This is a genomic window from Stenotrophomonas sp. 610A2, assembly GCF_030549615.1.
Classification (GTDB): domain Bacteria; phylum Pseudomonadota; class Gammaproteobacteria; order Xanthomonadales; family Xanthomonadaceae; genus Stenotrophomonas; species Stenotrophomonas pigmentata.
Map to the genome: position 1 here is coordinate 127,660 of NZ_CP130832.1, position 20,770 is coordinate 148,429.

Annotated in this window: 11 protein-coding genes; 7 read left to right on the forward strand and 4 right to left on the reverse strand. The window is 65.2% G+C overall.

The genetic code is table 11. The annotated features are described in order from the left end of the window. Positions 1 to 12: 12 nt before the first annotated feature. The 3 genes from Q5Z11_RS00530 to Q5Z11_RS00540 form a co-directional block, all read right to left on the reverse strand. Positions 13 to 915, reverse strand: a complete 903-nt coding sequence (locus tag Q5Z11_RS00530) for a BPSS1780 family membrane protein (RefSeq protein WP_303748217.1) — start codon at positions 913 to 915, stop codon at positions 13 to 15. Positions 916 to 1,321: 406 nt separating this feature from the next. Continuing rightward, positions 1,322 to 2,047 carry a glutamine amidotransferase gene (locus Q5Z11_RS00535; protein WP_303748218.1) on the reverse strand — a complete coding sequence of 242 codons (726 nt, stop codon included), beginning with the start codon at positions 2,045 to 2,047 and terminating at the stop codon, positions 1,322 to 1,324. Then, the gene (locus tag Q5Z11_RS00540; protein ID WP_303748219.1) at positions 2,044 to 3,846 is read right to left on the reverse strand and encodes a GspE/PulE family protein; all 1,803 of its coding nucleotides are present in this window, start codon (positions 3,844 to 3,846) and stop codon (positions 2,044 to 2,046) included. Before Q5Z11_RS00540 ends, Q5Z11_RS00535 begins: the two co-directional genes overlap by 4 nt. Positions 3,847 to 3,938: 92 nt before the next feature. Between Q5Z11_RS00540 and glyQ the strand changes: the two genes are divergently transcribed. Genes glyQ through Q5Z11_RS00555 form a run of 3 tightly spaced genes read left to right on the forward strand, consistent with a single transcriptional unit; the run spans position 3,939 to position 8,506 of the window. After that, positions 3,939 to 4,850, forward strand: a complete 912-nt coding sequence (gene glyQ, locus Q5Z11_RS00545; protein ID WP_303748220.1) for a glycine--tRNA ligase subunit alpha — start codon at positions 3,939 to 3,941, stop codon at positions 4,848 to 4,850. After that, positions 4,847 to 6,940, forward strand: a complete 2,094-nt coding sequence (gene glyS / locus Q5Z11_RS00550; protein WP_303748221.1) for a glycine--tRNA ligase subunit beta — start codon at positions 4,847 to 4,849, stop codon at positions 6,938 to 6,940. Before glyQ ends, glyS begins: the two co-directional genes overlap by 4 nt. A gap of 3 nt (positions 6,941 to 6,943) precedes the next feature. Beyond that, entirely contained in the window at positions 6,944 to 8,506 is a 1,563-nt protein-coding gene (locus Q5Z11_RS00555; protein ID WP_303748222.1) for a tetratricopeptide repeat-containing sulfotransferase family protein, read from the forward strand. 47 nt (positions 8,507 to 8,553) lie between these two features. On the opposite strand, the gene Q5Z11_RS00560 is transcribed toward Q5Z11_RS00555, so the two are convergent. Further along, entirely contained in the window at positions 8,554 to 11,328 is a 2,775-nt protein-coding gene (locus Q5Z11_RS00560) for a TonB-dependent receptor (protein ID WP_303748223.1), read from the reverse strand. Between the two features lie 314 nt (positions 11,329 to 11,642). On the opposite strand from Q5Z11_RS00560, the gene Q5Z11_RS00565 reads away from it, so the two are divergent. From Q5Z11_RS00565 to Q5Z11_RS00580, 4 genes are all read left to right on the forward strand, one after another. Further along, a complete protein-coding gene (locus Q5Z11_RS00565) occupies positions 11,643 to 13,442 on the forward strand; it encodes an autotransporter assembly complex protein TamA (protein ID WP_303748224.1) in 1,800 nt (599 codons plus the stop codon). A 44-nt stretch (positions 13,443 to 13,486) separates the two neighbouring features. After that, positions 13,487 to 17,299, forward strand: a complete 3,813-nt coding sequence (locus Q5Z11_RS00570; RefSeq protein WP_303750107.1) for a translocation/assembly module TamB domain-containing protein — start codon at positions 13,487 to 13,489, stop codon at positions 17,297 to 17,299. 236 nt (positions 17,300 to 17,535) lie between these two features. Then, positions 17,536 to 19,683: a S46 family peptidase gene (locus tag Q5Z11_RS00575; protein WP_303748225.1), complete on the forward strand. Its 2,148-nt coding sequence runs from the start codon at positions 17,536 to 17,538 to the stop codon at positions 19,681 to 19,683. Between the two features lie 144 nt (positions 19,684 to 19,827). Then, positions 19,828 to 20,562 (forward strand): winged helix-turn-helix domain-containing protein, encoded by a 735-nt coding sequence (locus Q5Z11_RS00580; RefSeq protein ID WP_303748226.1) that lies wholly within the window; start codon positions 19,828 to 19,830, stop codon positions 20,560 to 20,562. Positions 20,563 to 20,770: the final 208 nt, after the last annotated feature.

Consider the following 20,770-nt stretch of genomic DNA (forward strand, 5'->3'; position numbering starts at 1 on the left):
TGACAGCCTGGATCAGGCTTCGAACACGTGGCCGCTGTTTACCGGCGGCGGGATGGTGCCGCTGGCATCGGTCGGCGCCAGCATCTGCTTCCAGGCCGCATACACGGCACCTGCAAACACCGGCATCAGGATCGCCATCAGCAGCAGTTGGGCGATCGCCATGGCGGCGCCCTGGCCGGCAATCAGGCCGATGAACAGCGCCACGATGATCACCGCGAAATAGATCGCGAAGATGGCGATGAAGGCCAGCACGAAGAACACCAGCATGGCCGGCAGGTTGTGGATGCTGGCGCGCAGGCTTTCGCGCAGCGCGTGCATGCCACCGGAGCGCTCGAACATCACCTGTGGCGGCATCACGAACAGGGCAAGTGTCAGCGCGACAAAGCTGGCGATCAGCAGCAGCAGCCACAGCAGGATGCGCCCGGCCGGCAGCGTCGCCACCAGTGCCTCGATCTGCGCCGGGTCCGGCTGTGCGCCGGATTGGCTGAGCTCGTTGAGCTTGACCATCACCACCGACAGCTGTTGCAGGCCGTCGGTGCCAACCAGCACCAGCAGCAAGGTGCCCAGCAGCAGGGCAGCAATCAATTGCGGCAGCAGGGCGACCAGCAGATGTGGCGCGCGTCCTTCCTGTACGCCCTGCAGCAGGTGCGCAGGCTTGGCAGTGCGGCCCTGGTCGACCTCGCGGATCGCCCACAACATGCCACCCATGAACAACGGGCCGGCCAACAGCAGCAGCAGCTGCACCACGGTGCCCAGTGCCGGCACCAGCATCGACAGCGACAGCACCAGCGAGGTACCGACGCCCCACAGGATGCCCAGCGAACCCAGCGCCAGTGGCGCGCGCTTGAGCAGGCCAAAACCGGTCAGCAGCCATTCCGCACCGGCAGAGGCCGGTACCTTGCGAATCTCGCTCATTGCAATTCCGAAGCGGGGGAGTGCGCGGGCAACACGCCGGCGCTGTGCGGATTATCGCCTGAAACCTGGGTCGGGTTTATGAGGACAAAGTAACGGCGGGGTTTGCTCCCTCCCTTTCGCGAAGCGAAGGGGAGGGCTGGGGAGGGGTGTTGTTGGTAGTGCCGAGCCATGCTCGGCAGGGGCTTTGCCGGGAAGGCCTCTTGCCGAGCATGGCTCGGCACTACAGGCTGGGTTGCCGGGAAGGCCTCTGCCGAGCATGGCTCGGCACTACATGGGGCTGGCCTTTCGGCCTTTGTAGGAGCGGCGTCAGCCGCGAAGCCCACGAATCCTCAGATTGCGGACATGAACGTAATTGCTGCATTGCCGGCTTCGCGGCTGACGCCGCTCCTACAAAGCAAGCGCAGGTTCAGTGCGTTTCGCGGCGTACGTGGCGCACGAAGCGGCGCAGCAACTGCCGGGCCAGTGGCGCGGCGGTGACCTCGCGGGCGACGCTGCGGGCGCAGCCGCCATGGCGGGCGATGCAGTCGGCGCGGGCGCGGACGTAGCCACGCATGTGATGGGTGGCGAACTCGGGATGGAACTGCAGGCCCCAGGCCTGCTCGCCCCAGCGGAAGGCGTGGCAGTTGTCCTGCACCGAGCGGGCCAGCACGGTGGCGCCTTCGGGCGCGCGCAATACCGTCTGCAGGTGGGTGGCGTGGGCCGGGAAGCTGGCCGGCAGGCCGGCGAACAGCGGATCGGCCGAGGCCGGGGCCTCCAGTTCCAGCTGGATGGTGCCGGACTCGCGCCCGGCCGGGTTGTAGGCCACTTCCCCGCCCAATGCATGGGCGAGCAGCTGATGGCCGTAGCAGATGCCCAGCAGCGGCATGCCGGCGTGGGCGGCGTCGCGCAGCCAGTCGGCGCTGCGCTCGCTCCAGTCGGCGCGGTCAGTGACGAAGGCGGCCGAGCCGGTCACGATCGTGGCGGCGAAATCGGTACGTTCGGGCAACTGCTCACCGCGCTCGACGTTGACCACCACGGTGTCGGCTTCTTCCAGCCCGGCGGCAACGCGGATCCAGTGCGGGAAACGCCCATAACGACGCAGGGTCGGGAACGGTTGCCCGGTTTCAACGATCAAGAACGGCTGGGACTTCATTCCGGCGGCGGCAGTACTGACAGGACTTCCTCGATTGTAGTCAGCCCTGCGGCCACCTTTTCAAGCCCGGTGCGGCGCAGGGTGCGCAGTCCGTCGGCCGCCGCGGCCTTGCTGAATCCGGCCAGATCCATGTCGCGGGTGATTAGGGCGCGAAGCCGCGAACCCAGTGGTAGCAGCTCATACAGGCCGATCCGCCCCATGTAACCGGTGCGCCGGCACTCCAGGCAACCGACCGGCGCATATGTCGTGACCACATCTGGTAATGCTTCATGGGCATGACGCAGCGGTGCCCAATCGGCGTCCGTCAGCGTGTCTGGCGCCTTGCAGTGCGGGCACAGTGTGCGCACCAGGCGCTGCGCCAGCACGCCGTTGACGGTGGAGGCGATCAGGTAATGCGGTACGCCCAGGTCGAGCAGGCGGGTGATCGCCGAGGGTGCATCGTTGGTATGCAGGGTGGACAGCACCAGGTGACCGGTCAGCGAGGCCTGCACCGCCATCTGCGCGGTTTCCAGGTCACGGATTTCGCCGATCATGATGATGTCCGGGTCCTGGCGCAGCAGGGTGCGCACGCCGGAGGCGAAGTCCAGGTCGATGTTGACCTGCACCTGCATCTGGTTGAACTCGGGCGCGATCATTTCGATCGGGTCTTCCACCGTGCAGACGTTCACGTCCGGCGTGGCCAGGCGTTTGAGCGTGGAGTACAGGGTGGTGGTCTTGCCGGAGCCGGTCGGGCCGGTGACCAGCACGATGCCGTGCGGGCGTGCCACCAGCTCGTTCCAGCCAGCGGCCTCTTCCGGGCTGAAACCCAGCTGCTCGATGCTCTTGAAGGCCGAGTCCGGGTCGAAGATACGCATCACGCACTTCTCGCCGAACGCGGTGGGCATGGTCGACAGGCGCATTTCGACCTCGCGCCCGCCCGGCGAACGGGTCTTGATGCGGCCGTCCTGCGGGCGCCGGCGCTCGGCCAGGTCCATGCGGCCGAGCACCTTGACCCGGCTGACCACCGCGGTCATCACCGATGGCGGCAGCTCGAACACCTTGTGCAGCACGCCATCGATGCGGAAGCGGATGCGGCCCTTGTCGCGGCGCGGCTCCATGTGGATGTCGCTGGCGCGCTGTTCGTAGGCGTACTGCAGCAGCCAGTCGACGATGCTGACCACATGGTGGTCGTCGGCGTTGACGTCACCGGCGCTGCCCAGTTCGACCAGCTGCTCGAAGCTGGGCGGGGCGACGCCGTTGCTGTTGTCGCGGGCGTCGCTGCGTGCGCCGCGTACGGAACGTGTGACGCCGAAGAACTCCATCGAATAACGGTGCAGGTCCAGCGGATTGACCAGCACCATGTCGATGCGGCGACGGGTCAGGTGCTGCAGGTCGGGTAGCCACTCGCGCGCCATCGGCTCGCTGGTGGCCACCAGCACGCGTTCGCTGTCCACGCCCAGCGGCAGGATGCGGTGGCGGCGCGCATAGGCATGCGAGACCACCGCGGTGGCACCGGCCACGTCCACGCGGGTCGGGTCGATGCGCAGGTAGCGGGTCTGGGTGCGTGCGGCCAGCCATTCGGTCAGGCGCTCCAGGCCGAGTTCGCCAGCGCCAGCGGCCGAGGCCAGTTTCAGGTTGGCCAGCAGTACCAGCGGGTGCACTTCACTGGCATTGCGCGCGCCCTGGGCGGAGAAACGGATCCGTTCCTGGTCGTGCGCGGCCACCAGGCCGTCGGCCAGCAGGGCGCTGGCGACGTTGGAAAACTGCAGCCTTCCCGGGGCGATAGCCACCTGCGGTGACGGTGCCTGAATCCCTTCCACAGCAGCGTTTTCCACCCCAAACCCCTTGCTGGCGCGGCCATCGCGCGGTCGGTCGCTATACTAACGCACCCCTTACGTACGGCTCAGGCAGCATGTCCGCGACTCCCCCCGTTTCGATTACCTTCCAGGGACTGATCCAGACCCTCAATGATTTCTGGGCGAAACAGGGCTGTGTCTTGATCCAGCCGCTGGACCTGGAGGTCGGTGCCGGCACCTTCCACCCGGCCACCTTCCTGCGCTCGATCGGCCCGGAAAGCTGGAATGCCGCCTACGTGCAGCCCTCGCGCCGTCCCACCGACGGCCGCTACGGCGAGAACCCCAACCGCCTGCAGCGCTACTACCAGTACCAGGTGGCGATGAAGCCGAGCCCGGACAACATCCAGCAGCTGTACCTGGATTCGCTCAAGGCGCTGGGCATCGACCCGCTGGTGCACGACCTGCGCTTCGTCGAGGACAACTGGGAATCGCCGACCCTGGGCGCCTGGGGCCTGGGCTGGGAAATCTGGCTCAACGGCATGGAAGTCACCCAGTTCACCTACTTCCAGCAGGCCGGCGGCCTGGAGTGCAAGCCGGTGCTGGGTGAGATCACCTACGGGCTGGAGCGGCTCTGCATGTACCTGCAGAACTGCGACAACGTCTACGACCTGATCTGGACCTACGGTCCGGACGGCACCCCGGTCACCTATGGCGATGTCTACCACCAGAACGAGGTGGAACAGAGCACCTACAACTTCGAGTACGCCGACGTGGAAGAAATGTTCCATCGCTTCGACGCCTGCGAGAAGGAAGCACAGAAGCTGGTGGAAGCCGGCCTGCCGCTCCCGGCCTATGAACAGGTCTGCAAGGCGTCGCATTCGTTCAACCTGCTCGACGCACGCCGCGCCATCTCGGTGACCGAGCGCCAGCGTTACATCCTGCGCGTGCGCGCGCTGGCACAGGCGGTGGCCAAGCTGTACGAGGCCAAGCGCATCGAAGCGGTCGCAGCCAAGGAGGTGCAGGCATGAGCATGCAGCCGCTGCTGATCGAACTGGGCGTGGAAGAATTGCCGGTCAAGGCGCTGCCGGGCCTGGCGCAGGCCTTCTTCGATGGCGTGATCGACGGCCTGGCCAAGCGTGGTGTGGCTTTCGAGCGCGGCGATGCCAAGCCGCTGTCGACCCCGCGTCGCCTCGCCGTGCTGTTGCCGGGCGTGGAGACCGAACAGCCCGAGCAGCACTCGGAAGTGTTCGGCCCGTACCTGAACATCGCGCTGGACGCCAATGGCGAGCCGACCAAGGCGCTGCAGGGCTTCGCCGCCAAGGCCGGCATCGACTGGACCGCGCTGGATCGCACCACCGACGCCAAGGGTGAGCGTTTCGTGCTGCGTTCGGTGACCCCGGGCGCGCAGACCGCCAGCCTGCTGCCGGAGATCCTGCGCGAAGCCATCGCCGCCATGCCCATCCCCAAGCCGATGCGCTGGGGCAGCCACGAATACGCCTTCGCCCGTCCGGTGCATTGGCTGGTGCTGCTGCACGGCAACGACATCGTGCCGGCCGAGCTGCTGGGCCTGACCTCCGACCGCTTCAGCCGTGGCCACCGTTTCATGGCCGACAAGCAGGTGTGGCTGAGCAACCCGGCCGACTATGTTGAATCGCTGAAGGCCGCCAACGTGCTGGTCGATGCCGACGCGCGCCGCGAGCGCATCGTCGCCGAGGTCAATGCCGCAGCCGCACAGGCTGGCGGCGTGGCCCGCATCACCGACGACAACCTGGAACAGGTGGTCAACCTGGTCGAATGGCCGGCGGCGGTGCTGTGCAGTTTCGAGCGCGAATTCCTGGCCGTGCCGCAGGAAGCGTTGATCGAGACCATGGAGATCAACCAGAAGTTCTTCCCGGTGCTCGACGGCGGCGGCAAGCTGACCGAGAAGTTCATCGGTATTGCCAACATCGAATCCAAGGACGTGGCCGAGGTTTCCAAGGGCTACGAGCGCGTCATCCGCCCGCGCTTCTCCGACGCCAAGTTCTTCTTCGACGAAGACCTCAAGCAGGGTCTGGTCGGCATGGGCGATGGCCTGAAGACCGTCACCTACCAGGCCAAGCTGGGCAGCGTCGCCGACAAGGTGCAGCGGGTCAGCGCGCTGGCGCAGATCATCGCGCCGCAGGTGGGTGCCGATCCGGTGCAGGCCAAGCGTGCCGCCGAGCTGGCCAAGAACGACCTGCAGTCGCGCATGGTCAATGAGTTCCCGGAACTGCAGGGTATTGCTGGCCGTCACTACGCCGTTGCCGGTGGCGAATCACCGTCGGTGGCGCTGGCCATCGACGAGAGCTACCAGCCGCGCTTTGCCGCCGATGACATCGCCTTGTCGCCGCTGGGCAAGGTGCTGGCGATTGCCGAGCGCCTGGACACGCTGGCCGGTGGCTTTGCCGCAGGCCTGAAGCCGACCGGCAACAAGGACCCGTTCGCGCTGCGTCGTAATGCCTTGGGTCTGGCCCGCAGCATCATCGAGTCGGGTTTTGATCTGGATCTGCGCGCGCTGTTGTCGTCGTCTATCAAGGGGTTGCCTGCTGGGGTCCAACCGAGTGCCGATCTCAATACCGAAACGCTTGGGCTTGACCTCTACGACTTCATCATCGACCGCCTGAAGGGTTATTACGCCGACAAGGGCGTACCGGCCACCCACTTCAACGCCGTCGCCGAACTGAAGCCGGCATCGCTGTACGACTTCGACCGCCGCATCGATGCCATCGGCACCTTTGCCCAGCTGCCGGAAGCCGAGGCACTGGCCGCGGCCAACAAGCGCATCCGCAACATCCTGCGCAAGGCCGACGGCGAGATCCCGGGCATGATCGACTCGGCACTGCTGCGTGAACCGGCCGAGAGCGAACTGGCCGAAGCGGTCACCGCTGCCATCGACGACACCGGCACCGCGCTGGCGCACAAGGACTACGTGGCCGTGCTCGGCCGCCTGGCCCGCCTGCGCCCGCAGGTAGACGCGTTCTTCGACGCGGTGATGGTCAACGCTGACGACCTGGCCCTGCGTGGCAACCGGCTGGCGCTGCTGCGCACGCTGGGCGACCGCCTCGGCAGCGTCGCCGCGATCGAACACCTGTCCAGCTGAGGCATGGATACCAGCGCCTCCTGGCAGTCCGCACAGGCCGCTCTGGCCCGGCGCGACATCCCGGAGGCGCAGCGGCAGCTGCGTGCCGTGGTGGATCAGCAACCCGCGCACGCCTATGCGCGGGTGATGCTGGCCGGCACCGTATTGGCGCAGGGCCGGCTGCGCGAGGCCGTGCAACAGTTGCAGCAGGCTGCCGGCCTGGACTACCGCGACCCGGCGCTGCTGCTGCGTGTCGCCCAGGCCTTGTTGCGCGTCGGCGACAGCGAAGGCGTGGCGCGGTTGATGCGCAATGCCTGCGTGGCCCAATGCAATGACAGCCCGACGCTGGCGGCCCTGGCCCACGTGCTGCAATCACTTGGGCTGCATGCCGATGCCCTGCAATTGATGCAGCGTGCGGCGGCGGTGGGATTCGACAGTCCCGATTTCCATTACTTCCTTGGCGTGCAGCTGCAGTTCAACGGTGAGCTGGAAGCGGCCGAGCAGGCGCTCACACATTGCCTGCAGCTGAATCCCAGCCACGGCCGAGCCGCGCTGACCCGTGCACGCCTGCGCCGCTGGCGTACGGACGACAATCATGTCGACGGCCTGCGCAGGCAGCTGCAGGCAACGGCGGCGGACAGCGAAGACTTCGCAGCACTGTGGTTCGCGCTGTACAAGGAACTGGAGGATATCGGTGATTTCGCCGCGGCATGGGATGCGCTGCGGCAAGGCAATGCCACGATGTGGCGGCGCCTGCGCCACGATCGTCTTGCCGATAACGCACAGCATGAGGCGATGGCCCGGCTGGCGGCAGCGGGGACCTTCGCGCCCGTCGAAGCGGCCGATGAGGAGGACGGCGCACAGCCGATCTTCATCATCGGCATGCCGCGTTCGGGCACCACGGTGCTTGAACGCATGCTCGGCAATCATTCGCAGGTAGCGTCTGCCGGTGAGCTTGGCGATTTTGCCCAGCAATTGCGATTGGCCGCCGATCAGGCTGGCCGCGCGCTGCTCGACCCTGCATTGCTGCAGGCGCTGCCAACGCTGGATTACGCTGCCGTCGGAGAAGGTTATCTGCGGCAGACGCGTTGGCGCCTGGCCGGACAACGCCGTTTCATCGACAAGCTGCCGCCAAATTACCTGCTGGCAGGCCCGATCGCGCACGCACTGCCGAAGGCGGTGATCGTCTACGTCAGGCGCGATCCCATGGCGGTGTGCTTTTCCAACTACCGCGCCATGTTCGGTGACTCCTATGCTTACAGCTATGAGCTTGAGGCCCTGGCTGCGCACCACGCAGCGCATACGCAGCTGATGCAGGCCTGGCAGCAGCATCTGCCAGGGCGTGTGCTGGAGATCGACTACGAAGCGATGGTGCACGATCCCGATGCGGCACTGGCGCAGGTGCTGCAACGCTGCGGGCTTGCCGCGGAAAGCGGCGGCAGTGACCTGACCCGCAATGCGGCCGCGACTGCCACCCTCAGCAGCGTGCAGGTACGCGAGCCGGTACACGCACGCAACATCGACGAATGGCGGCGCTATGCCACTGAGCTCGCGCCGCTGCGTGAGCGCCTGCAGGGCAGCAGATAAAACGGGAGCGGCCTTGGCCGCTCCCGTTCATTGCCTTTGCATCCTGTTTACTGGGCGCGGCCGAAGCGCCAGTTCATCTCCAGCATGTAGGAGCGGCCGTAGCCGTTGTAGTTGAAGACGTTGTAGTACGGGTAGGTGGTATAGGTACGATCACGCGGCGGTCGCTCGCCGGTGAGGTTGTTGGCGGTGACGCTCAACGAGACATCATCGGTTACCGCGTAGTCCACGGTCAGGTTGAAGGTGGTCCAGGCCTTGACCTTGCCTGCGTCATCGGCTGCATAGCCCTCGGTGGTGTCCTGGGCGGCGAAGTTCGGCGTGCGCCCGTAGCGGATGCCATACAGCGTCGTGGTCCAGTCGCCCATCTGCCAGCCCAGGGTGCCGCTGAAGATGTTCTTGAACTCGGAGGAGTAATACGGATCGCGCAGCAGGTCGATCACCGGGTCCTCCGGATACTGCTGGCTCTCATGCTTGAGGGTGACGTTGTAGCGCGCACCCAGCATGAAGCTGCCCCAGCTGTCGGTGGCCCAGCGGTAGTCCAGGTTGGCGGTGACGCCGCTGACATCCTCCTTGGCGACGTTGATCGGGTTCACCGCCACCGTGTTGATCTGGTTCGGTTGCGGTGCGTTCGGGCCAGCACGTCCAATGCGCTGCAGGGCATCGACGCAGGTCGGCGAGCTGGCATCCAGCTGGCCCTGACGGCATGCCGATTCATTGCGCAGCAGCAGGTCCAGGTCGAGGTCGGCGACCTTGTTGTCGATCTTGATCCGGTAGTAATCGGCGCTGACCGTGAAGCTGCTGTTGGGCGACCAGACCACGCCACCGCCCCAGGACTTGGCGGTGATCGACTTCAGGTCGCCATTGCCGGAGCGGGAGCCGCGCACCTGTTCGTCGTTGAGCGTGCACTGGCTGATCGGGACGCCGGGTTGCTCGGTGGCGCAGCGGTAGTAGTCCGGCACGAAGGTGTAGAAGCCGCTGTCGCCGGCAAAGACGTAGGCCATGTCCGGTGACTTGAACGCGGTGGCGTAGTTGCCGCGGAACAGCAGCGAATCGATAGGCCGGAACTCCAGCGCGGCTTTCCAGGTGGCACGTGAATCACTGCCGCCGCCATCGTTCTTGTAATCGTCGTAGCGCCCGGACAGGCTGGCGGTGAGCTTGCTGAAGATCGGCACGCGCAGTTCCACCGCTGCCGCCCAGTTGTCGCGCTTGCCCTTGCCCTGGGTGCCGCTCAGGCCCCAGAACTGGTCGCTGACCACGCGCGAGTCGGTGGGGTTGCTCCAGGATTGCTGGCCGGCCTGCAGCACGCCGGCGAAGCCGACATCACCGGCGGGCAGGGTGAACAGCGAGGTGTTGGTGAACTGCAGGTTGACGTTCTGCGTCCAGGTCTTGGACTTGGTGCGGATCTCGCCCTGGAAGCTGCGGTACTGCTCCGGCGTCAGCGCCTGGTAGAAGCCGGCATCGTTCGGCTCGTAGATCGGATAACCGTAGTAATCACCCAGCTGCGGGCCGAGGAAGTGCTCGCGGAAGAAGTCTTCCATCTTGTCCTTCAACGGCCACCACTGGCGGCTGTCGATGTGGTACTCGGAGCGGGCGTAGTAAGCGTTGTAGTCCCAGTTCGACTGGCCCACCGCGCCCTTGATGCCAAGCGCGACGTTGTAGGAGTCGGCGGTCTGGCGCTCGTTGTTGAAGTTGAGGTCACCGGTTTCCTCCGGCGAGAAGATGCGCTGGTAACTCTCCAGGTCGCCGGTCAGGTTGTTGAAGATGTAGCCACTGGTGTCCAGCGACGGTTGCCAGAAGCGGGAGCCGGAGTTGCTCTCGTTCTTGGTGCGGTTCATCAGCAAGGTGGCGTAGAGGTCGGTGGTCTCGTTGACCGCGTAATTCAGGTTGGCATAGCCCGAGGCGCTGCGTTCCTTGTTGAGGATGGTCGAGTAACCCGGCTCGTAACGGCTGCCGCAGTAGTTGCCGCGGCCAGGGCGGGTGTCATAGAAGGTGGTGCCCCCGAACAGGCCAGCCAGCGGTGCGCAGGCTGCTGCACCCGGGTCGATATAGGCGCCGCTGCTGCTGTTGTGCACGAAGGTGCGGCTGCCGTAACGCGCGGCGACGTCGGGGTTGTCGTTGGTGGAATCGAAATCCTTGCGGTTGAAGCCGTAGATCGGGTCCTGGTTGCTCAGCTGCAGGCCGGCGGTCAGGTCGAGGTCGCCCCAGCTGTGGCCACTGGTCAGCTGGAAGCGCTGGTTGCTGCCACCGCCGCCATCGTAGCCGCCGATGCGGAAGCTCATCTCGGTGCCATCCAGCTGCTTCTTGAGGATGATGTTGACCACGCCAGCGATCGCGCTGGAACCATAGATCGACGACTGGTTACCCGGGGCGATGTCGATGCGCTCGACCATCGAGGTGGGGATGCTGGCCAGGTCGACGAAGTTGCTCTGGCCGTTGTAGAGCAGCGGGTAGTCCGCCATCGGCCTGCCGTCGATCAACACCAGGGTGAAGCCCGGGTCCAGGCCGAGCAGGCTGATGGGTTTGGCCGCCGAGGTGAAGCCGCCGGAGAACTGGCTGTCCTGTACCGCGCCGGTGGCCAGTGGCTGCGAGCGCAGGACTTCGTAGACATCCTTGAAGCCCTGCTTCTGGATGTCCTGGGCGGTGATCGAGGTGATCGGGGTGGCCGTTTCGACCTGCACCTGCGGGATCAGGGAGCCGGTGACGGTGATCTTGTCGAGGGTTTCGACGTTTCTCTTGTCTGCCTCGCTCTGGGATTGGGCGAAGGAAAGGGGGGAGTAAGCGGCAATCACCGTGCAGACCGCCGCGCTGAGGAGTTGTCGTTTCATCGTGGGTACCTGGACTCGTGGAAGTTCCTGGACCCAGTCAACCGGCCGCTCCTTGCTGGCAGCGCATTAACCCGGGACAGCATCACCACGTGTTCTAGGAACCGGAGCGGCTGGGCGTTTCACGATAATTTAACTGCACCCGTCAACACGGCGTGATGGTCCGTACAGCATGGTGGAGGCGAACGAATCGAATGTAGTGCCGAGCCATGCTCGGCCGAGGCATTCCCGGTACGGCCTCTGCCGAGCATGGCTCGGCACTACCGTAGGCAGCTTCATGACGGCCGTGTGATTTTGCTGGTCATGTTCGGACCGGTATGCTGACGCGCATGCAGCTATCTCGAATCACCCCGCTTCTTCTGTTCCTGGCGTCGCTGGCAGCAGTTCCCCTTGCCCATGCCCGCGGCACCATCGAAAAGGTCCAGATCAAGGGTCTGGACAAGGGTGATGACGCCGAAATCATCGAAAACATCGAGTCCTCGCTGTCGGTCTACGACGCGGTCGGCAAGGTGCAGGGCGAGTCGCGGCTGGAATACCTGCTGTCACAGGCCGAGCGGCAGACGCGTACGGCGCTGGAGCCGTTCGGTTTCTACAACCCGAAGATCACCGTGGAAGCGCCGCGTAGCGGCGACACCCTGCAGGTGACGATCCAGGTCGACAAGGGCGAGCAGATCAAGGTCCGCACCCAGGAACTGGCCATCACCGGCCCGGCCTCGCGCGACACCTACCTGCAGGACGACATCGAGGCCTTCCATCCCAAGACCGGCGAAGTCTTCGATTCGGTCAGCTACGAGGCCAGCAAGATCACCATCACCCGGCGCCTGGCCGAGCGTGGCTACTTCGATGCGGATTTCACCCAGCGCAAGGTGGAAGTGACCCGTGCCGAGAATGCGGCCGACATTTTCCTCACCTGGGACAGCGGCCGCCGCTACAACATGGGGCCGATCACCTTCGAGCAGGATTACTTCCGCCCGGGCCTGTTCGAGCCGCTGGTGTATTGGGAGCAGGGCAGCTACTGGCACGAAGGCAAGCTTGATCGCCTGCGCGAGTCGCTGACCAAGCTTGATTACTTCAGCGTCATCGACATCCAGCCGCACCCGGAAAACGCCGACGACAATGGCGAGGTGCCGGTCAACGTCAAGCTGACCCGCGCCAAGCGCACCATCTATACCGCTGGCCTGAGCTACGGCAGCGAGAGCGGCCCCGGTGTGCGTGGCGGCGTCGAGCGCCGCTACGTCAACCGGCGTGGCCACAAGCTCACTACCCAGCTGGACTACGCGCAGAAGCGCAAGAGCTTCATCACCAGCTACCGGGTGCCGGGTTTCCGCTGGCTGGACGGTTGGTACAGCTACGCGGTCAGTGCCTACGACGAGCAGACCGATTACATCGACCTGCGCAACGTCAAGCTGATCGCCAGCCGCAGCGGTGAGATCAACGAGCACTGGACCGCCATCGTCTCGATGAATGCCTTGCGCGAGCGCTGGCGTTACAGCTCCGGCGATGAGTTCAATGCAGCGGTCTACAACTACTCGACGCTGGTCTACCCGCAGCTCACCGCCGACTACGTCGATGTCGATGACAAGAGCTTCCCGCGCCGTGGCCTGAGCGGCAACGCCACCATGCGCGGCGGCATCGAAGGTGCGGGTTCGGATACCAGCTTCATCCAGGCTGATGCCACCGTGCGTTGGTATATCCCGGTGGGTGATGCCGATCGCCTGATCCTGCGCGGCCAGGCCGGCACCACCTGGACCAGCGATCTGGTCGCGATGCCACCCAGCCTGCGTTACTTCGCCGGTGGTGACCGCTCCATCCGAGGCTATGCCTTCCGCGAAGTCGGCCCACGCACACCGCCGCCGGACAAGTTCGCCTTGGGCGCGAAAAACCTGGTGGTCGGTTCGGTCGAGTATGAGCATTACTTCGGTGGTGGCCCGTGGGGCGGTGCGGTGTTCGTGGACACCGGCAGCGCCTTCGACAACAACATCGACCTGCATACCGGCGTGGGTTTCGGCGTGCGCTGGAAGTCGCCGGTGGGCCCGGTGCGCATTGATATCGCGCACGGTTTGAACAACCCGGATTCGCAGTTCCAGCTGTATCTGAACATCGGAGCTGACCTGTGAGTACACGCCCCGATGAAGTAACCCCGGAAGAACGCGAAGCCCGCATCGCCGAGCTGCGCGCCAAGCGCAGGGCGCGGTTGCGCAAGCTGGCGGTGCGCAGTGGCATCACCATCACCGTGCTGGTGTTGCTGGGCCTGTTCGCGCTGTACTGGCTGCTGCAGACCGTGGCCGGCCGCGAGGTGTTGCTGGCGCAGGTGGTGGCGCGCCTGCCCGCTGGTTCATCGCTGACCTGGAGCAAGGCTGACGGCCCGCTGGCCGGGCCCTTGGTCCTGCACGACCTGGATTTCCGCTACAACGAGCTGCATTTCACCGCCGGCCAGGCCTATCTGGATCCGGATATCCGTCCCTTGCTCGGCCGCAAGCTGCGGCTGGATGCGCTGCGCATCACCGATGCCACGCTGGAGCTGGGGCCATCGGAAGATACGCCGTTCGAGCTGCCCAACTGGCCGGATGTATTGCCGGCCATCGACTTGCCGTTGGCCTTGCAGGCCGACACCATCGTCATCGATGGCCTGCGCATCACCCAGCTGCAGCAGCCGATCATCGACATCACCAAAGTCCGCGGCGGGCTTGAAGCCGCCGATGGCGAATTCACCGCCACCCAGATCAAGGTCAACAGCAACCTCGGTGACTTCCGCATCGATGGCCATTACCTGCCACGCAAGGACTACGCCACTGATCTGACCGTGCGCGCGCTGATGCCGCCACGTCCAGGCCAGCCAGCCGCGCGTCTGGGTCTGGTCGCACGCGGTGATCTGGCCCATATGGAAGTTGCAGTGGCCGGCTACGCGCCCAAGCCGCTGCATGTCAGCTTCATTCTTGACGGCCGCAACGATCCGGTCTGGAACGTGGCCGCGCGCAGCGAGCAGCTGGATATCGGTCAGTTGGTGCCGGCGCAATTCCTGGCCGAGGCACCGGCGCCGCTGGCATTGGATTTCACCGCACGTGGACGTGGTGGCCAGGCGCAGCTGCAGGGCCGCGTGCGCCAGGGCGAGAACGAGCTGGTGTTGGCACCCTCCAACATCGCCATCGAAAAGCAGGTGCTGACGGTTTCGCCGCTGGTTGCCGAAGCCTTCGGTGGCAGCGTGCGCCTGCAGGGCACGGCTGATTTCACCGATACGCAGAATCCGGGCTTCCGCTTCGCGGTGGTCGCCAACCAGCTCACCTATGTGCCCGAGCCAGATCCGAGTTCGCCCGACACCACGCCGGTACCGCTGCACCTGAAGGAAGCGCGTCTGGGCGTGGCCGGCAACCTGAAGAACTGGGCGGCGGTCGGCAAGGCCGATGTGGCGCGCGAAGCACAGGACGCCAATCTCGATTTCGACGTGCGCGGCAACGACCAGCAGGCGCATATCGAACGACTCAAGGCGACCACGCCCGGCGGTGCGCTGGAACTGAAGGGTTCGGCAGCATGGGCACCGACCCTGGCCTGGGATGTGGATGCAAACCTGTCCAAGTTCGATCCCGGCTACTTCGCACCGGGTTGGGAAGGCAATCTGTCCGGCACGCTGGCCTCCAAGGGCAAGCAGCTGCCGGCCGTGGCCGGTAGCAGCGACATGCGCTTCGAGGCCACGCTGGATGTGCCGCAGATCAACGGCATGCTGCGCGGGCGTCGCGTCGATGCACGCGCCAAGCTCGCGCTGCAGGGCACCCAGGGCGAGGGCAATGTGCGGCTGGTGATGGGCGACAGCCAGATCGAGGCAAAAGGCAAGGTCGGTGATCGCCTGGATGTGGATGCGCGGCTGCAGCCACTGCATCTGTCCGACCTGCTGCCCGGTGGCACCGGCAGCCTGGCCGGCACCCTGCAGCTGCGCGGCACCCCGAGCCAACCGGACATCAGCGCCGACCTGCGCGGCAACGGCCTGCAATGGGACGACTGGAAGGCGCAGCAGATCAGCATCAATGGCCGCCTGCCGTGGCAGGGCAGCAATGGTGCGCTGGAGATCCACGGCAGCGCGGTGGAAGTCGGCATGTTGCTGGACCAGGTCAACATCAACGCGCGCGGCAGCGTGCAGAACCTGCAGCTGGACGCCGATACCCGCAATGAGATGGGCGCGTTGGCGTTGAGTGGCAGCGTGCGCCAGCAGGGACAGGCATGGCGCGGCGAGCTGGCCTCGCTGCGGATCGCGCCGGTCAAGGGCGCGCCATGGCAGCTGCGGCAAGCCGCTGCGTTCAATGTGCAGGGCAGCAACTTCACCCTGTCCGACGCCTGCCTGGGCTCGGAGACCGGCGGCGCCCTGTGCATCGCCGCCAACTGGCCGCGCGAAGGCCTGCAGCTGCGCGGTGATGCCTTGCCGCTGGCGTTGGTGCAGCCATGGCTGCCGCCCAACGAAGGCCGCCGCATGTACCTGCGCGGCGAGATCACCCTGGACGGCAACATCCGCCCGCGTGGCAATGCCTGGGAAGGTGCCTTCAAGGTCGCCTCGGCCGAAGGTGGCATCCGCCTCGGCGACAACGCCCGCGGCGAGCTGGTTCGCTACGACCATTTCTCGCTCAACGTCGACATGTTGCCCAACAGCATCAAGGGCTACCTCGGTGTTGGTTTCCAGGGCGACGGCTTCATCGATGCCAAGGTACAGACCGGCTGGGAGCCGAACGCGGCGCTGACCGGCGAGCTGTACATGAACATCGCGCGGCTGTACTGGCTGGAGCTGTTCTCGCCGGATCTGGTGCGGCCGCAAGGCCTGATCGAAGGCCACGTCAGCCTGCGCGGCACGCGCTCGCAGCCGACCCTGGGCGGCGACGCCAAGCTCAGCAACTTCACCGGTGAGTTCCCGGCGCTGGGCCTGATCCTGAGCGAAGGCAAGGGCAGCTTCGTCGCCCAGCCCGATGGCTCGGCGCGCATCAGCGCCTCGACCAAGACCGGTGGCGAAGGCACGCTGCAGGTGGATGGCGGCCTGTCCTGGTTCGGTGACGCGCAGCCCTTGCAGCTGCATATCCACGGCGACAAGGTGCTGCTGGCAAACACCAGTGAACTGCGCGTGGTGGCCAACCCGGACCTGGACTTCACCCTGGCCGGCACCGCGATGGAGCTGCGCGGCAGCGTGCATGTGCCCGAGGCCGACCTGGACCTGGAACGCCTTGATCGCGGTACGTCGGTGTCGGAAGACATCGTGGTGCTGGACCCGGTCGACCCGGAAGAAGGCCCGTCGTCGCCACTGGACATGGACCTGACCGTCAGCCTGGGCGACAAGGTCAAGATGAGCGGCTTCGGTCTGAAGGGTGCGCTGACTGGCAAAATGCAGGTGCGTGCGCGTCCGGGTCGCGAGATGACCGCAAATGGTGGGCTGGAGGTCAGTGGCCGCTACAAGGCCTATGGCCAGGACCTGACCATCACCGACGGCCAGCTGCTGTGGAACTACGGCGTGGTCTCCGACCCGCGCATCAACATCAAGGCGCAGCGTGCGATTGGTGATGTCACCGCCGGCATCCACGTCACCGGCCGCGCGCAGCAGCCCAGGGTGGACGTGTGGTCGGAACCGGCGATGTCGCAATCCGAATCGCTCGCGTATCTGGTGCTGGGCCGCAGCCTGAGCATGGCCAGTAGCGACCAGGCGCAGCAGGTCAACGCGGCATCGGCGGCATTGTCGGCCGGTACCGGCCTGCTTGCCGCACAGGTGGGTGCCAAGCTCGGCCTCGATGATGCAGGCGTCAGCCAATCACGCGCGCTGGGTGGTTCGGTGATCGGCGTGGGCAAGTACATCACGCCCAAGCTCTACATCGGCTACGGCGTCTCGCTGATCGGCAGCGGCTCGGTGCTGACCCTGAAGTACCTGCTGCGGCGCGGCTTCGACATCGAAGTGGAATCGTCCACGGTGGAAAACCGCGGCTCGGTGAACTGGCGCAAGGAGCGCTGAGTAGCACAGGTGGAGCGTTGTAGGCGCGGCGTAAGCCGCGAAGCCACCGCTCCATCCGTAGTCAATTGCGCATTTGCCAAGCCGAAGATCAGCGTTGTCGCGAAGTCATGCTGCACCGGCTTCGCGGCTCACGCCGCTCCCACAAGCGTTGGCGAATCAACGTGACTGCTGGCGGTTGCCGCCTTCTGCTGGCACCGCTACTGTCGGCGGCTGTTATGTAATCCGCTGGAGTTCCGATGACGCGTAAACCGCTTACCGCCGCGCTGGCGCTGGGCATGAGCCTGGCTGCTGTTGCCGCCCACGCCAACGAAGGCATGTGGATGCCCACGCAGCTGCCGGAATTGGCCAGGACGCTGAAGGAGGCCGGCTTCAAAGGTGATCCCAAGCAGCTGGCTGACGTCACCGCACCGCCGTTGAGCGCGGTGGTGCGCGTGGGTGGCGGCACCGGCTCGTTCGTCTCCGACCAGGGCCTGCTGCTGACCAATCACCACGTGGCCTATGGCGTCATCCAGTACAACGCCAGCAAGGAACACAACTTCATCGATGACGGCTTCATCGCCCAGAGCCGCGACGACGAGCGCGCAGCCAATCCCGATTACCGGGTGCTGGTGACGGTCGGCTTCGACAAGGTCACCGACGAGGTGTTGAAAGACGCGCGTGGCAAGACCGGTCGTGGTTACTACGACGCGGTGGAAAGCGCGCGCAAGCGCATCGTCGCCGACTGCGAGGCCGAAGGCGGCGTGCGTTGCTCGGTGGCCAACATGTATTACGGCAGCGACTTCTACCGCATCCGCCAGCTGGAGCTGACCGACATCCGTCTGGTCTATGCGCCGCCGCGTGCGATCGGCAATTACGGCGATGAAATCGACAATTTCATGTGGCCGCGCCACACCGGTGATTTCACCCTGCTGCGTGCCTACGTGGGCAAGGATGGCAAGCCGGCGCCGTACAGCAAGGACAACGTTCCCTACCAGCCGCCGGCACACCTGAAAATGTCGCTGGATGGCCCGAAGGAAGGTGATTACGCGATGTTGGCCGGTTACCCCGGCACCACCTATCGCCTGCGCACCGCCGCCGAGTTCGCCAACCAGATCGATACCGTGCTGCCGCGCCGCGTGGAAGTGTTCCAGCAGCTGATCGACGTCATCGAAGCACAGGGCAAGGGCAATGCCGATGCACGCACGCGCTATGCCTCGCAGCTGCAGTCGTTGAAGAACAACCGCAAGCGTGCCGCCGGTGAGCTGGAAGGCCTGCTGCGCAGCGATGCCAAGACCCAGCGTGCGCAGGACGAACAGGCCATGCTGGCCAGCGCCGATGGCAAGTACAAGGCTGATATCGATGCGCTGTTTGCGTCGCTGGCCGCAGACAGCGCGGTTGGCAGCAGCGAGTTCCTGGTCTCCTTGATGTCCAGCCAGACCCAGCTGCTGCGTTCGGCGCTGCTGCTGGAGCGCCTGCGGGTGGAGTCGCTCAAGCCCGATGCCGAGCGCGAAGCCGGTTATCAGCAGCGCGACCAGGCCTTGATTGAAGGTGTGCTCAAGCAGGTACAGCGCCGCTACGACCCGACGGTTGAGAAAGCACTGCTCACCGCGTTGCTGAGCCGCTACCAGCAACTGCCCGATGCGCAGCGCGACGCGCATTACGACAACCTGTTCGGGCGCACACCGGCGGAGCTGACCAAGCATCTGGACGAGCTGTACGCACAGACCAAGCTTGGTGACGAAGCGCAGCGCCTGTCGCGCTTCGAGGCCGCACGCAAGGGCGGTTTCATCGAGGCCGATCCGCTGGTATCGGTGGCCTCGGCACTGGTGGTGGCACAGCTCAATGCCGAGCGCGACAGCAAGGAACGCGCGGGCGAGCAGCTGCGCCTGCGCCCGTCCTACATGCAGGCACTGTTCGCCTGGCGTGCAAGCCAGGGCAGGGCGGTGTACCCGGATGCCAACAGCACCCTGCGCATCAGCTATGGCAAGGTCGAAGCGCTGCATCCGCGTGATGCGGTCAGCTATTCGCCGGTGACCACGGTGGCCGGCATCGTCGAGAAGAACACCAATACGGTGCCGTTCGATGCGCCAAAGCCGCTGTTGGCGGCAATTGCCAAGGGTGATTTCGGCAGTACCGCCGATCCGGCGTTGAAGACGCAGACGGTCAACTTCCTGACCAACCTGGATACCACCGGCGGCAACTCCGGCTCACCGGTGCTCAATGCCAAGGGCGAGTTGATCGGCCTGAACTTCGACTCCAACTGGGAGTCGGTCAGCGCCAGCTGGTGGTTCGACCCGCGCTACAAGCGTGCCGTGCACGTGGATATGCGCTATCTGCGTTGGCTGTTGGCCAAGGTCTACCCGGCCCCCGCATTGCTGCAGGAAATGGGCGTGCCTGCCGAATAAACGGCACTGAATGGGCGGCACGGAAGTGCCGCTCATTCCATGGACAAAACGCTGTGTACCCGGTTTCCGCGATAACTGACATTACGCTAGGCTAAAATCCCGAGAATAGGTGGGCTGTCTACTGACGCCCGACAGGGAGAGTGTGTGGCATCGGATCTGAACATTGCGCCCATGGGCGCAGCCAATCCCACGGCCTTGGCGCCACTGCGTATCTGGATTGTTGGAAACCTGGAGCTGCTGCAACCGCTGTTGCCGTATGGCGCGCAGATCCAGGCCCTGGACAGCGTCGAGGCGCTGTACCGCGAGCTGGTGATCGTGCCCTGCGACATCGTCGTGATCGACACCACCCGGGTCCGCGCCGGCATGGTCGAGACGGTCGAGCATCTACGCCGTCGAGACGACCTGGGCGTGGTCCTGCTGGTCGATCCGCTTACCCCCCATCTGATCGCCGAAGGCCTCTGGGCCGGCGCCGATGCCTGCCTGCCGCACCGGCCCGAGCCGGAATTCCTGGCTGCCAAGCTGTACAGCCTGCGCCGGCGCCTGCCCGGTGAAGCGGCGCAGCTGCTGGAGAATGGCGGCTCTGGCAATGACCCCTGCTGGGGGCTGGAATCCGACGGTTGGGACCTGCGTGGGCCCAATGCACAGGTGCTGGCGCTGACCGAGGCCGAACGCGCATTTCTCAGTTTGCTGTTCGCCTCGCCGGCCGAAACGGTGGCCCGCGAACGCCTGATCGCAGCCCTCACCGACCAGCCCTGGAGCTTTGATCCGCATCGGATTGAGGTGCTGGTACATCGATTGCGCAATCGTGTGCAGTCCGCCACCGGCTGTACCCTGCCAGTTCGCGCAGTTCGGGGTGCCGGCTACCGTTTGACGGTGTAGGTCACACTTTTTTGTTTAGCGACAGTTCATTGACTTGAAGGTGCACTGTTTCACATTAGTGAGCGTCGGCTGAAGTAAATACCTCGTGAAATCAAAGTGATAGCGCCGTGAGGCGCAATCACGCAGGTCCGCAAGGCGAGCAAGTGAGAGTTTCCGTCAGAGAGCGGAACTGAATAGCCGTGCACGCATCGTAAGAATCGCCGCCATT